The organism is Rufibacter sp. JT3400010 (assembly GCF_054956755.1).
This window is the reverse complement of sequence record NZ_JBUDXA010000006.1, coordinates 40,419-53,313: the sequence shown is the minus strand read 5'-3', so window position 1 is coordinate 53,313 and position 12,895 is coordinate 40,419. Positions and strand designations below refer to the sequence as shown.

At 47.0% G+C, this 12,895-nt stretch carries 13 protein-coding genes; 7 read left to right on the top strand and 6 right to left on the bottom strand.

Annotated features, from left to right (window positions below; translation table 11 throughout):
* Window positions 1-35 precede the first annotated feature (35 nt).
* The 7 genes from ACY0JR_RS07940 (at window position 36) to ACY0JR_RS07910 (ending at window position 7,331) form a co-directional block, all read left to right on the top strand.
* On the top strand, window positions 36-461 hold the full coding sequence (locus ACY0JR_RS07940) for a RidA family protein (protein WP_462633415.1): 426 nt from the start codon (window positions 36-38) through the stop codon (window positions 459-461).
* 412 nt (window positions 462-873) lie between these two features.
* A complete protein-coding gene (locus ACY0JR_RS07935) occupies window positions 874-2,676 on the top strand; it encodes a MutS-related protein (RefSeq protein ID WP_462633414.1) in 1,803 nt (600 codons plus the stop codon).
* Window positions 2,677-2,879: 203 nt separating this feature from the next.
* Window positions 2,880-3,125, top strand: coding sequence for a hypothetical protein (locus ACY0JR_RS07930; RefSeq protein WP_462633413.1), 246 nt, complete (start codon window positions 2,880-2,882; stop codon window positions 3,123-3,125).
* A gap of 177 nt (window positions 3,126-3,302) precedes the next feature.
* On the top strand, window positions 3,303-3,737 hold the full coding sequence (locus tag ACY0JR_RS07925) for a hypothetical protein (protein WP_462633412.1): 435 nt from the start codon (window positions 3,303-3,305) through the stop codon (window positions 3,735-3,737).
* 277 nt (window positions 3,738-4,014) lie between these two features.
* Window positions 4,015-4,887, top strand: a complete 873-nt coding sequence (locus ACY0JR_RS07920; RefSeq protein WP_462633411.1) for an alpha/beta hydrolase — start codon at window positions 4,015-4,017, stop codon at window positions 4,885-4,887.
* Window positions 4,888-5,107: 220 nt separating this feature from the next.
* Window positions 5,108-6,454, top strand: a complete 1,347-nt coding sequence (locus tag ACY0JR_RS07915) for an NAD(P)/FAD-dependent oxidoreductase (RefSeq protein WP_462633410.1) — start codon at window positions 5,108-5,110, stop codon at window positions 6,452-6,454.
* Window positions 6,455-7,178: 724 nt separating this feature from the next.
* Window positions 7,179-7,331 carry a hypothetical protein gene (locus tag ACY0JR_RS07910; protein ID WP_462633409.1) on the top strand — a complete coding sequence of 51 codons (153 nt, stop codon included), beginning with the start codon at window positions 7,179-7,181 and terminating at the stop codon, window positions 7,329-7,331.
* Between the two features lie 388 nt (window positions 7,332-7,719).
* On the opposite strand, the gene tsf is transcribed toward ACY0JR_RS07910, so the two are convergent.
* The 6 genes from tsf to ACY0JR_RS07880 form a co-directional block, all read right to left on the bottom strand.
* Entirely contained in the window at window positions 7,720-8,553 is an 834-nt protein-coding gene (tsf, locus tag ACY0JR_RS07905) for a translation elongation factor Ts (protein ID WP_462633408.1), read from the bottom strand.
* A gap of 152 nt (window positions 8,554-8,705) precedes the next feature.
* Window positions 8,706-9,467, bottom strand: coding sequence for a 30S ribosomal protein S2 (rpsB, locus tag ACY0JR_RS07900; RefSeq protein WP_462633407.1), 762 nt, complete (start codon window positions 9,465-9,467; stop codon window positions 8,706-8,708).
* Between the two features lie 24 nt (window positions 9,468-9,491).
* The gene (gene rpsI / locus ACY0JR_RS07895) at window positions 9,492-9,878 is read right to left on the bottom strand and encodes a 30S ribosomal protein S9 (protein ID WP_462633406.1); all 387 of its coding nucleotides are present in this window, start codon (window positions 9,876-9,878) and stop codon (window positions 9,492-9,494) included.
* A gap of 14 nt (window positions 9,879-9,892) precedes the next feature.
* The gene (gene rplM / locus ACY0JR_RS07890; RefSeq protein ID WP_462633405.1) at window positions 9,893-10,342 is read right to left on the bottom strand and encodes a 50S ribosomal protein L13; all 450 of its coding nucleotides are present in this window, start codon (window positions 10,340-10,342) and stop codon (window positions 9,893-9,895) included.
* Window positions 10,343-11,188: 846 nt separating this feature from the next.
* A complete protein-coding gene (locus ACY0JR_RS07885) occupies window positions 11,189-11,902 on the bottom strand; it encodes an RluA family pseudouridine synthase (protein WP_462633404.1) in 714 nt (237 codons plus the stop codon).
* A 211-nt stretch (window positions 11,903-12,113) separates the two neighbouring features.
* Window positions 12,114-12,761, bottom strand: coding sequence for a hypothetical protein (locus ACY0JR_RS07880; protein WP_462633403.1), 648 nt, complete (start codon window positions 12,759-12,761; stop codon window positions 12,114-12,116).
* Between the last annotated feature and the right edge of the window lie 134 nt (window positions 12,762-12,895).

Sequence of the window (12,895 nt, the reverse complement as noted above, 5' to 3'; positions counted from 1 at the left end):
ATTTTAAGCAAAACACCGGTAAAACCCCGCGCACCATGGACAAAACACCGCCAGAAGTAACACACGCCTCCCAAGCCCCCGAACCCGTAGGCCTGTACCCGCACGCCCGACGCGTAGGAAACCTGTTATTTCTCTCGGGCGTGGGCCCACGGGAGAAAGGCACGAAACAGATTCCGGGCGTGACTTTAGACGAAGCCGGAAAAATCATTTCCTATGACATTGAAGCCCAGTGCCATTCGGTCTTCAAAAACGTAAAAACCATCTTAGAAGAGGCGGGTTCCAGTTGGCAGAACCTGGTAGATGTGACCGTGTTCCTCACCAACATGTCCGCCGATTTTCAGACCTACAACCGTCTGTACGCCCACTACTTCCAAGACTGCCAGCCCTGCCGCACCACGGTAGAAGTGAACGCCTTGCCCACACCCATCGCCATTGAGTTGAAATGCATTGCTACCATTTAGGTCTGCTTTCTGCATGATTTCTGTAAAACATTCCATAAACAAGGTTGCAAACGCTGGCGCGAGCCTCCGGCTCGTGTCCGCACGCATTCCCGGTCCTCTTTTGCCCTCCAATTAGAAAAAAAGCAACAATAGGTACGGACACGAGCCGGAGGCTCGCGCCAGCGTTCTGGTAAATAAATTAGAATAAACTCAATCCTTCTAGTAAAATGTAGCTTTGCAGAGGCAATATTCCAGGTGGGTTTTCCTTTTGAGAGAAGCGGGGCTTTAAGGCTAGTTTCACAAAAACGGACTCAAAACAAAGATTAATACCTGTTGTTTCCTATTTTGTGCCAAGGCCAGCAATAAACTCGGTCTGGCAAGAGAGCCTTGCGTTGAAACCCGCGGGTTCTTACGTGAACTGAATTCTTTTTTAATGATACAAACCTCTCCAGAAGCAGCGTTCGCAGAACGGGAACAACGCTTTTTCGCCGCCGAAGAGCGGCAAGCCACCAGGTACCGTTGGGTTGGCTGGCTACGCTTGGCTTTTTTTGTGGGTTCTGTGCTGGGCTGCGTGCTGCTGTTCTATTACGGGCGCAACGGGGCTGGCCTAAGTTTACTCATAAGCGGCTACTTTATTTTCACGGCGCTGATTTACTGGCACAACAAGATTGAATACGCCCGCAAGCACCAGCTCTACCTGGGCCTGATCAATAGAAGAGAAAACGAGCGCCTGCGTGGTGAGTTAAAGGAATTTCCTGGGGGCGAGGCGTTTCAGGAGCCTAATCATTACTATAGCGCAGACCTGGACGTTTTCGGGCAGAATTCCCTTTTTCAGCTCCTAAACCGAGGCGTAACGTTGCTGGGGCAACAGCGGCTAGCCGAGTGGTTAAAATCTCCGGCCCCGGCTGAGGAAATCATTGCCCGGCAAGAAACCGTGGCCGAATTGCTGCCCGATCTGGAGTGGCGGCAGAACCTTGAAGCCCGGGCCATGCACCACCACCGCAAAACCCAGCAATTACCGCAGCCCTTTTTGTTGTGGCTCAGAAGTCCCAATTTCTTCCAGGGCAAAAGTTGGCTGGTGGTATTAACCTTCTTGTTGCCAGTGCTCACTATTGCTGCCGGGGTCTACTGGGCGCAGGGGAATACGCATTATCCTTTTATTGGTCTGATCTTAGTACAGTTCCTGATCGCCTACAAATTCCAGCGTCAGCGCGATGAATACTATGAAGAAAGCACCGGTATGTATGAGACCTTGCGCAGCTACACAGATTTACTCGTGCATATTGAAGGCCGAACGTTCCAAAGCAAAAAAGCCCAGTCCCTGCAACAGCAATTGAAGATAGACGAGCGGCAAGCCTCTGAGCACGTGCGTAAGTTGGCCTCCATCATCCAGTTCTTATCGGCGCGGCTCAATACGTACCTCAATTTTATTCTGAACCACGCGCTCATGTGGGACTTTATCTGGATGTGGCGCCTGGAGAGTTGGAAGAAGACCATGTCGGGCAATATTGGGCAGGTGTTGGATGCCGCCGCCGAGTTTGAGGCGCTGTCCAGTCTGGCGGCTTTTCAGTACGCCAACCCCACGTACGCCGTGCCGCACATCAGCGCCAAGCCATTTGAGTTTGATGCCGAAGAACTGAGCCATCCGCTTATTTTTAGTCCCAGCCGCACGGCCAACAGCATTGCTTTTCAGGGGGCCGGGCACACGGCGCTTATCACGGGTTCCAACATGTCTGGCAAGAGTACGTTTCTGCGGGCGGTGGGTGTGAACATGGTGCTGGCGTTCACCGGCACGGCCGTCTGCGCGAAGCGGCTCTCCGTTTTTCCGGCCCAGGTGTACACCAGCATGCGCACCGAAGACAACCTAGCCGAGAACACTTCCTCGTTCTACGCAGAATTGAAACGCCTCAAAATCCTGCTGGATTTAACGCAGACCGGCCAACCCGTGTACTTCTTCCTGGACGAGATTCTGAAAGGCACCAACTCCCATGACCGCCACCAAGGTGCCATGGCTTTGATAAGGCAATTGCACCAGCGGCAGGCGGCAGGCTTTGTTTCTACCCATGACCTGGAACTGGGCAACATGGAACAGGAGTTGCCGGGATCGGTGCAGAACTTCAGCTTCAACAGTTATTTTGAAGACGGTCAGCTGCGTTTTGATTACACGCTGCGTCCCGGCATCTGCCAGAGCTTCAACGCCAGCCAACTCATGCGACAGATGGGAATTGAGCTGTAGTTTTGTGTAATTCTGAGAAAATCAGCCTGTAAACCTCCATTCCTGCTTTTTTCTGAAAAATACTATCTGTTAAGCCCTTCTTCCGCTTTTTAAAGCGGAAGAAGCCTGAATTGTTAAAGGTGCGGTAACAATGGAGAAATCCTGCCGGTTACCTTTGCGTACAGTACTTTTGAACTGAATGTATTATTTTTTACTTTTTGCCCATGCGCGTTGTAGCTGACATTCCTCATCCCGATATCAAGATTACCTTACTGGCCTGGAACGGGAAGTACTTGCTTAAGTTGGAGTTAGGCCCATTTGAGCAAACCTATAAAGTGAGCGAAATGGATGTGACCGGCGGCGACGAAGAAATCAAAAGCTGGTTAGATGAGCCATTTCTGCAAAACAGCATAGAACTATTTCTTTCTATGCGTAAAAACCTGCACGAAGCTCGTAGTCGTCACGAGTAGTAGGAATATTCTTCGTATTTCTACTTGTTTTTTGCAATATTCGGGCAAAATGTTAAGTGAGGCTTGCAATTGCCAAAAGCTTCTCCTATTTTCAATTCAAGACAGACGACAATTAACTAAGAATGAATTAGTTTAAACCAAAGCGCCACAAAATAGCGTGTAAGTCCCCCTTGCGCCATGAAGATAGGATTTAGCAAACATATTAAGATTTCCTATCGGGCAGATATGCAGACGGTTATTATCCGTTGGCAGCAGCCTGTCACTTTCACTGAGTTCAAGATGAACTGCCTGGCCCTTCTCTCCGTGGCCAAAGAAAACCCCTCCGCCTCCTGGCTTATTGACTGTCGTTCTAAAGGCGAAATGACCCAGAACGAGAATGATTGGCTTAACAATGAGTTTTACCCTAAAGTGCTGGAGCAAGTAGCTTCGCACGTGTTAGTGGCCTGGTTGCTGGCCCCCCGGCAAATGCAACGGCTTCAGGAAGGAGCAACCCTATCTGCCATTTCCTCAGACAACTCAGACGTACAACGGAAAGCATTCCTCACCGAGCACGAGGCGGTAAAATGGTTAGAAGAGTCTGTGGCGCACCTGGAGCACCGCAACAACCAATAACTTCTTCGTCTTTCCCATTTTCAACTCATTATCCTAAAATCTCACTGCAAATTAGCGAAGAAGGCTAGAAGAACTGCCGTCTACAGGAGATTGCACTAGTGCTATCATAAGCATTGAAAACCGGCGTTCAGGTTCTTCCACCTATTAAAATGTAATTGAATCCATCCGGTTTGTTGCCACTGCAAATAGCGGAAATCCGGCAGAAAGACACTATACTTGGAGCATGTAAACGACGGCCACAGATGCCGGAGCCTTTCCTTACCCCAAGAAACGTGTTATGCGCAAACTTCTCTTTTCTCTTTTCCTGCTGCTTTCCTGGCAGGCCATGGCCCAACAAGGTACGTTGAAAGAAAGCCTGAAAGCCAAAAGCAAAATTCTTGACCAAGACGTCAACTATTCCATCTATCTCCCCGCTGACTACGAGAAATCTAACCGTCGCTACCCGGTATTGTACCTGCTGCACGGTTACACCGATGACGAAACTGGCTGGTCCCAGTTTGGAGAGGCCCACCTCATTGCCGACCGCTTGATGCAGGCTGGCCAGATTCCACCCATGCTCATTGTCATGCCAGACGCGGGGGTGACCTGGTACGTGAACAGTGCCGATGGAAAGGTGAAGTTTGAGGATTTCTTCGTAAAAGAATTTATTCCCTATGTAGACAAAGTATACCGGACCCGCAGCAGCAAAGAATCCAGAGCCGTAGCTGGTCTTTCTATGGGTGGCTATGGCACACTTATCATGGCCATGAAACACCCTGAGTTGTTTTCAGCTGCCGCTCCCTTGAGTTCGGCCGTCTTCACCAATGAAGAATTCCAGAACATGGCGGATGATAATTACAATAGAACCTTCGCCAGTATCTACGGGCAACACCCCAAAGGCCCAGAACGCCTGAGTGCTCACTGGAACCAGAACTCCATCCTGAAAATAGTGGAAACAGCCTCAGCAGACTCGCTCAAAAAAGTAAAGTACTACATTGACTGCGGTGATGACGACTTTCTCATCAAAGGGAACATGGCCCTGCATGCCGCTATGCTGGACCGCCGAATTCCGCATGAATTCAGAGTACGGGATGGCGGACATACCTGGACTTACTGGCGTACGGCATTGCCAGAGGTGTTAAAGTTTGTGGGTGATAGCTTCCATAGATAAGCGTTAAAGCACAAATCTTATCTGCTAGGGCGTTTAGAGGTTGTTTTATCTAAAACAGCCTCTAAACGCCTTTTGGTTTTCAGGAACAAACTAAAAGCGTCTGGTTCTAAACTTCTCCCTAAATAGAAAATCTTATATACTGGAAATGGAGTATAAGTCTATTGATAAAACAAGGCTTCAAAGCGTTACTCAGCTTTGAATAAACTTCTACTGATGGACTATGCTTCATATAAACGAGCTTTCACTTAATATTCCAGACACCAGAAAACCACGTGTGGTCATCATTGGGGGCGGATTTGGAGGCGTGAATCTGGCGAAGAAACTCTCTGGGAAAGAGTTTCAGATTGTCATGTTTGACCGGCAGAATTACCACGGTTTCTGGCCGTTGTTGTACCAGGTAGCCACCGCCGGTCTGGAGCCAGATGCCATTGCCGAGCCGCTCCGCAAGATGTTTGATGAAGATTACGAAGACTTCCACTTCCGGCAGGTGAAGGTGACCGGCATTAACCCCGCCACTAAAACTGTTTCTACCCTGGTGGGGGAACTGCCCTATGATTTTGTGGTCATTGCCACGGGAACCAAGTCCAACTACTTCGGGAACGAGCAAATCAAAAAGTACTCTTTCCCGCTCAAGCAGGTGCCAGACGCGCTTAATCTGCGCAGCCAGCTTCTGCAGTCTTTTGAGCAGGCCAACATGATCAAAGACCCGGTAGTGCGGCAAAGCCTCCTCAACATTGTGATTGTGGGTGGTGGTCCCACAGGCGTGGAACTAGCCGGTGCATTAGCCGAGATGCGGAAACACGTCCTTCCGGGCGATTACCCAGGTATGGACTTCCGGCAGATGAATATCTATCTGGTGGAAGGACTGGACCGTGTCTTACCACCCATGTCACCCGAGTCTAGTGCCACCACTAAGCGCTACCTGGAAGATGTAGGCATCAACATCAAATTGAACACGCTGGTAGAGTCTTATGACGGACAGGTGGTAACCTTTAAAGGCGGAGAGCAGATCAGAACCCAAACTTTGATCTGGGCGGCTGGGGTATCTGGTGCTCAGATTGCAGGGCTGCCGCCCGAAGTAAGCGATAGAGGGCGTTATCTGGTGAACACCTTTAATCAGGTAAACGGCTTTAAAGATATCTTTGCCATAGGCGATATCGCTTTCATGAAGACCGAAAAATACCCCAGAGGGCACCCGGGCGTAGCGCAACCAGCTATTCAGCAAGGACAACACCTGGCCAAAAACCTTCGTCATATTATCCGAAATGAGCCTTTGGTTCCCTTTGAGTATTTTGACAAAGGCTCTCTGGCCATTATAGGTAGAAACCGGGCAGTAGCTGATTTGCCCAAAAACATGCACCTGAAAGGTTTTATTGCCTGGATGGCTTGGCTCTTCGTGCACATCTATTACCTGATCGGGTTTAGAAATAAGCTGATTGTCTTAGCCAACTGGGTGTACAAGTTCTTTACTTATGAGAACGGTACACGTCTGATCATCAGGCCATTCATCCGTAAAGAAGATATTGCCGGGCAGGAGTTTGTGAGAAAGCAAGCTGATTTAGACTAAAGGTTTTTTATTGTTCAGAGAGCTTACTGCTTCTCAGTAAAGGCCTGCGTAAGAGCAGGCCTTTACTGTTTTCTGATCATTTAGCTGCTCAAAATATCTGGTTTGTGAAGGCAGCTTGCAAAACTGTTTAGTAGACGTTCTTCAGCCTACTTTCCCAGGTTGATGGTATTGCGCCATGAACGACCTAAGGAGTGGAATAGAAGTATTTTCTACATCTAACTATAACTACTGTAGTGTAACTATATTGGTCTTTTCTTTACTGTTCCACAATTTAAGACTTAAAACAAAGGTAAGAAAGCACCAGAAGTATGATGGCTAGATGTTAGATACTATCACTATTTTAATTATAAAGTTACTTACTTTTAAGTATTATCCATAAATTTATGGAAATTTGTAAAGAATGTTTTGGAGACTCTGATTTTTGCATTATATTCGAAGAACAAAACGACATCTAAAACGCAGGTTTGTGGAAGGTGCACGAACTAAGGGGCTGAGGATATTGCACTTAAGCTCTACTATATAGTTTGTGTGAAGTAAATAGGTTATATTTTTTATAATATTTTTTCTATTCCTGTGAACGTTTAGCTGTTTCTTTCAGTTACGTAAAAAAATGAAAGGAAAACAGGTTGGCTTTAGCAGGTCAGGCGTTACAGGCTGTTATTGGGGTTTGTACCATATTTTATCTAAAAGTTATATAATTTTTCAAAACAGAAACCTTTAAATTATGAAAGCAAAAGCTACCTTTTTGAGCTACATCTCTGCTGAAAAGAGATTGAGAAAAGAGCAATTAAAATCAAATAGTGCTAAAAACGGCAATGCCTCTGGAGAGCAGTCTTCTCAACTTGAGAAAAGAGCGGTATTATCTTCGGCTAATTAAGAGCCTTAGAACAGCAGAAAACAGGTTATAAAATCATAAGAATAGTTTTATCAAATATTATAATTATACGCTATAGCTAAAATCTATACCATCTAAGTTAGAGTTTTACTTTTCAATTGTAAGTGCAAAAGCTATGCTTGAAAGGTACTCTTATATTCCATTCAATATTCTAAAGACTTATAATGGAGAAGCCCCGCAGATAGTATCAGTGGGGCTTTCATTTTGTATAGTAGTGTGAGAACAACGGCTGCTAAGATAGTATCCTGCAAGAGATGTTGCCATCTAGATCTAAATAACTGTAGCTTCCATAACAATAGAGAGTATAAAAGAAAAGGCCCACTGGTATGTACCAGTGGGCCTTTTCTTTTAATGAGCGTGTACGCAGCTATTATCCGATGGCAACGCGTTTGAATTCAGTAACAGTCATGCCTTTAGAGGTGTTATCCAATAATTTGGCGATGGTAACAGAAGGGTCTTTCACAAACTCCTGGTTCAGCAATGTGCTTTCTTTGTAGAATTTGTTCAGTTTACCTTGGGCAATTTTCTCCAGCATTTCTTCTGGTTTGCCTTCGGCACGGGCCTGCTCTTTTCCAATTTCAATTTCACGTTGGATAGTAGCGGCATCAACACCGTCTTTGTCTACTGCGATAGGACGCATAGCGGCAATTTGCATGGCTACGTCTTTTCCAATCTCAGTTACTTCGTTACCACCAGTGTTGGTTAAGCCAACCAATACACCTAATTTACCATTAGAGTGGTTGTAGGCAACTACTTTCTCAGCAGAAACAGTCTCGTAAGAAACTACGTCAATTTTCTCGCCAATTTTACCCATCAGATCTGTGATGTGGTCTTGCAGAGAACGGCCATCGGCCTGTGGGGTAGCTAACAAATCTTCTTTGGTGCCAGAAGTGTTAGAAACGGCAGCTGCCAATACAGTTTGGGCCAGGTTTTTGAAATCTTCTACTTTGGAAACTGGCTCAGTCTCGCAAGCCAATGCGATTACGGTACCTACAGTGCCTTCAGCGTTTACCTGAGTCAATACTGCTCCTTCAGAAGTAGCGTTGTCAGCGCGTTTGCTGGCAATTTTCTGACCTTGTTTGCGAAGGATATCTTTGGCTGTTTCAAAATCGCCGTTGGCTTCTGTCAACGCTTTTTTGCAGTCCATCATACCTGCGCCAGTTTCCTGACGAAGTCTGTTTACATCTTGTGCTGTAATAGCCATTGTTCTTTTATTAAGAAATACGGTTAATAAGTTTTACTAGAAGGAGGGAGCCCTAGAGAAAGGCACCCAATTGGTTAAAAAGAAACTGAACATCAGTGGCTACGCTTCCTAATGTTCAGTTTCTTTTACACGTTTATAAAGAGATCAGAAGCTTATTCAGCGTCAATTTTCTCCTGGATACCTTCGTCTTCGGTACGTTTCTTCTCCGTCTCGTCTTTGTCAACTTTGCGCTCAGAAAGACCTTCTTCAATGGCACGTCCAATCAGGGAAGTGATCAAAGAGATAGACTTAGAGGCGTCATCATTGGCTGGGATTGGGAAGTCTACAATCTCTGGGTTAGAGTTAGTATCTACAATCGCGAATACTGGCAAGTTCAGTTTCTGCGCTTCTTTGATGGCAATGCCTTCACGCTTCACGTCTACAATGAACAACGCGGCTGGGAGACGTGACAAGTCAGCGATACCGCCCAATACACGGTCCAGTTTCTCGCGCTCACGAGACAACATCAAACGCTCACGTTTCGCCATAGCAGCGTACGCCGTGTTTTCTTTCACCATTTTGTCAATGGTAGACATTTTCTTCAAAGACTTACGAACAGTCTGGAAGTTAGTCAACATACCACCTAACCAACGGTCAGTCACATACGGCATTTTCAGGCGTTTTGCCTCTTCTGCTACTATGTCCTGCGCTTGTTTCTTGGTAGCGACAAACAAAATCTTGCGTCCTGATTTAGCAATCTGCTTGATAGCGTTGGTTGCCTCATCAAGAGCCACTAAGGTTTTGTTCAGGTCAATGATGTGGATGCCGTTTTTCTCCATGAAAATGTACGGAGCCATTTTAGGATCCCATTTTCTGGTAAGGTGACCAAAGTGGACACCAGCGTCCAATAAATCTTTATATGTGGTATTAGCCATGATATTGTTACAGCTGATGATATATTAACGTTTAGAGAACTGGAAGGAACGACGGGCTTTACGCTTACCGAATTTCTTACGCTCCACCATACGTGGGTCACGAGTTAAGAATCCTTCTTTTTTCAGGGCTGGACGGGTCTCAGCGTTTTCATCTACCAATGCTTTGGTAATGGCCAAACGAAGGGCTTCTGCCTGACCGGCAACGCCACCGCCTTTGATATTCGCCTTGATGTCGTATTTGCCAACCGCGTCAATCAGCGACAATGGCTGCTGCACGATGGTTTGCAATACTTCACTAGGAAAATATTCCTTAATATCTCTATCGTTAATAGTGATATTCCCTTGCCCTGACGTCATGTAGATGCGCGCCACCGAGGTTTTTCTTCTACCAGATGTATTGAGAATTTCCATTAAATATGACTAGGTTATTTTGTAAGTTTTACTGTAACAGGCTGTTGTGCTTCATGCGGATGCTCTGCACCGGCGTACACAAACAGGTTTCTGAATTGCTCACGGCCCAAACGGGTTCTAGGCAACATACCTTTCACGGCGCGCTCTACCAACAGAGTAGAAGATTTAGCCTTCAACTCACGGGGAGTGAACGTGCGCTGACCACCTGGGTACCCAGTGTGTGTCACGAAAGTTTTCTTGTCCCACTTCTTACCGGTCATACGAACTTTATCCGCATTGATCACGATCACGCTATCACCGCAGTCAGCGTTAGGAGTGAAAGAAGGTTTGTTTTTGCCGCGAAGGATCATCGCGATTTGAGAGGCCACACGGCCAAGAGTTGAGTCTCCGGCGTCTATCACTACCCAGCCTTTGTTCGCGGCCGCCTTATTAACTGATAGCGTCTTATAACTTAAATGGTCCATTGTAAATGGTTAACGAGTGAAAAAATATTCTGCTTTTTCTTGAAAATGGTCACAAAGATACAAGCTTTCTTTTTGGCATGCAACTGTCGCTCAGTTTATTCCCTTGAAAATCAATGTAATTTGTCCAAGAAAGCACAGTTAAGCGGTAGGGATGAAGGGGTTAGCGAAAATGGAGACTATCGTTTTACATCTGTTTCAGGTAAAGTAAGCCTGAAATGATCTCGGTTGAAAGTCTTTCTACTGTGTTATTGTGCGGAATTCTCATTAAGACTAGCCAAGCGCTGAAATGAGCTATGGTGCGGAAGTTACTTCTGAGTCTTGTGGAATCAACCTATTAACAAGGGCACGGAAGTAACTTCCGCACCATAGAGGGCATAGAAAACATGGATAATCAGCATCCTCAATTTCGCTGCTCTGCAGCGAGGATAGTCAGAGACTATCCCACATCAGTAGGCACGAGTCAGAGACTCGCGCCAGCGGCTCTTTAGTTCTTTCAAACCTGCTTCTAACTTATTGACAAATTATAGAAAAGGTCAAAGAACCGCTTTCCTGCTACTTTCCCCAGTTCCAGTCTTTCCTACGAGCGCCTCGCTTTTGGCCTCAGACAGGCAGAACTAAGGGAGACAAACGGTGCAGGCCGAAAGGGCAGTGTGAGAGGGGAAGACGGGGCCTCGCGGCCGTGAGCGCTTAGCGGAACAAATGAAACAATACAGCACTTGCACCCACGCAGAAGGCAGACAATCCAAGGGAACAGCGTAAGGCATGCACATCAACCTACATCAAATTTCTAAACGTACTCAACTGGAGAAACTCATCATTACTGTAAAGGCCTGCCTTAAACCTTCCCTATCCATTCTTGCGAAGCAACTTCAACAACACGTCAAAGTCTTTGGGGTACTCTGCGGTTACCGTAATAGCCTCACCATTCAGCAGAGTAAAGCCTAACTGGTAAGAGTGCAGCGCGAACCGTTTGATCACCGGCTGTTCCTCCGTGTCTTTCGCCAGGTTGAATTTGCGTTTAAGGCTGGAGAGGTAAAGCGGCTCACCGCCGTAGAGCTCATCCTGCACAATAGAGGCTTTCAAAAAAGCCAGGTGCAAACGAATCTGGTGCATACGGCCCGTAATGGGTTTACATTCCACCAACGTATGACGACCAAATTTCTCTAACGTGGTGAAATACGTTTGCGCGGGCTTGCCCTTGAACGCCAACTTGGCAATTCCTTTCAGGCCCGGCTGAATGGCACGGTCCACCAACAGATTGTCAAACTCATGGCTTCCCCAGGCTACCGCGTGGTAGGTTTTCTGGACTTGCCGGTTCTCAAACTGCATGGAAAGATGGCGGTACGCTTCAGGGTTTTTGGCGATGGCCAGACAGCCCGAAGTTTCCTTGTCCAGGCGGTGGCAGGCCTGGGCATCGTCGTGGTACTGGCGGGCCAGGGTAAGTAAGTTGGTGGCGTTGAAAGACCGGTCCTCCAGCGTAGATAGAAACGGTGGTTTGTTGACAATGATGAAATCGTCGTTCTCAAATATGATAAGATCGCGGAAAGCGGGTAACTTCATAGAAATGGGTGTGTGGTGGCAGGCCGAGGCGTTTTCTGGTCTGCTTTTACGAAAACAAGGCAAAAACGGCGTCTACTGCTCTAAAGCCACAAAGGTACCTATAATTTCCGTCTTCAGGATTGCTCTGTTTAGAGCTTGATTTCAGAAAAATAACCTTGAAATACAGGACGGTTACTGCTTTGTCCTGAAGTACCTGAAGTAATGAAAGAGGTTACAGGCAACTCTCCAGCAGCTTCTTCACGCCTTTGGTCATCGCTTTCTGAATAGCCATAGAGACGGTGGAAAGATTGACCGAGTGGAGGTCGCCGTCATTCTCAGCAATGGGCAAGGTGCGCATCTCGGTTTTGGTCACGAGGGTGTAGACCAATCTTCGTTCATCAGTGGTGTACAACGAAAACGTCAGTTGTGCTTTGGTAACGTCATCGTCTTTGCTGAAGCTGGCGGGAAGAGGAGAAGCCTCGGCTTCCCTTCTTTCTTCTGCAGAGGTGTGGGTATAGCTTTCCGTGGCTTCTTTGCCGGCTACCTGCACGCGCAGATAATAGGCGTACCCCAGTTTCTGCAACGCGGCCAGGCTGGCGGTATCTGCGGTAGGCTTTACCTGGTGCAAGCGTAAGTCCATTTCCTGTTCTGCCGCGTAAGCGGGCGTTACACCAGCTGCAAGGGCTTCTTTCTCCAGAATCTGGTACAACGCCGCTGACTCATACGAAGAAGAACCCGGCACTTCGGCCATCAGCAGTTTTTCGCCCGCTTTCAGGTTGACCAGACAGCCGCCCAACGGAGTGGTATGTTTGGTGCTGACACAACTGGTAAGCAAAGCCAAAGCGATCATGACAAAACCAGATACAGAAGAAGAGCGCATGGCAGAAACTAGACTTTAAAAGAAGTAAGATGAAGGGAAAACATCCCCTTCCACGGGAAATTGGACCCATGTTTCTCAAAGATATCAAACGCGCTTGTTTTAAAGCTATTTTCAGGAAACCGGGCTCTAAATAC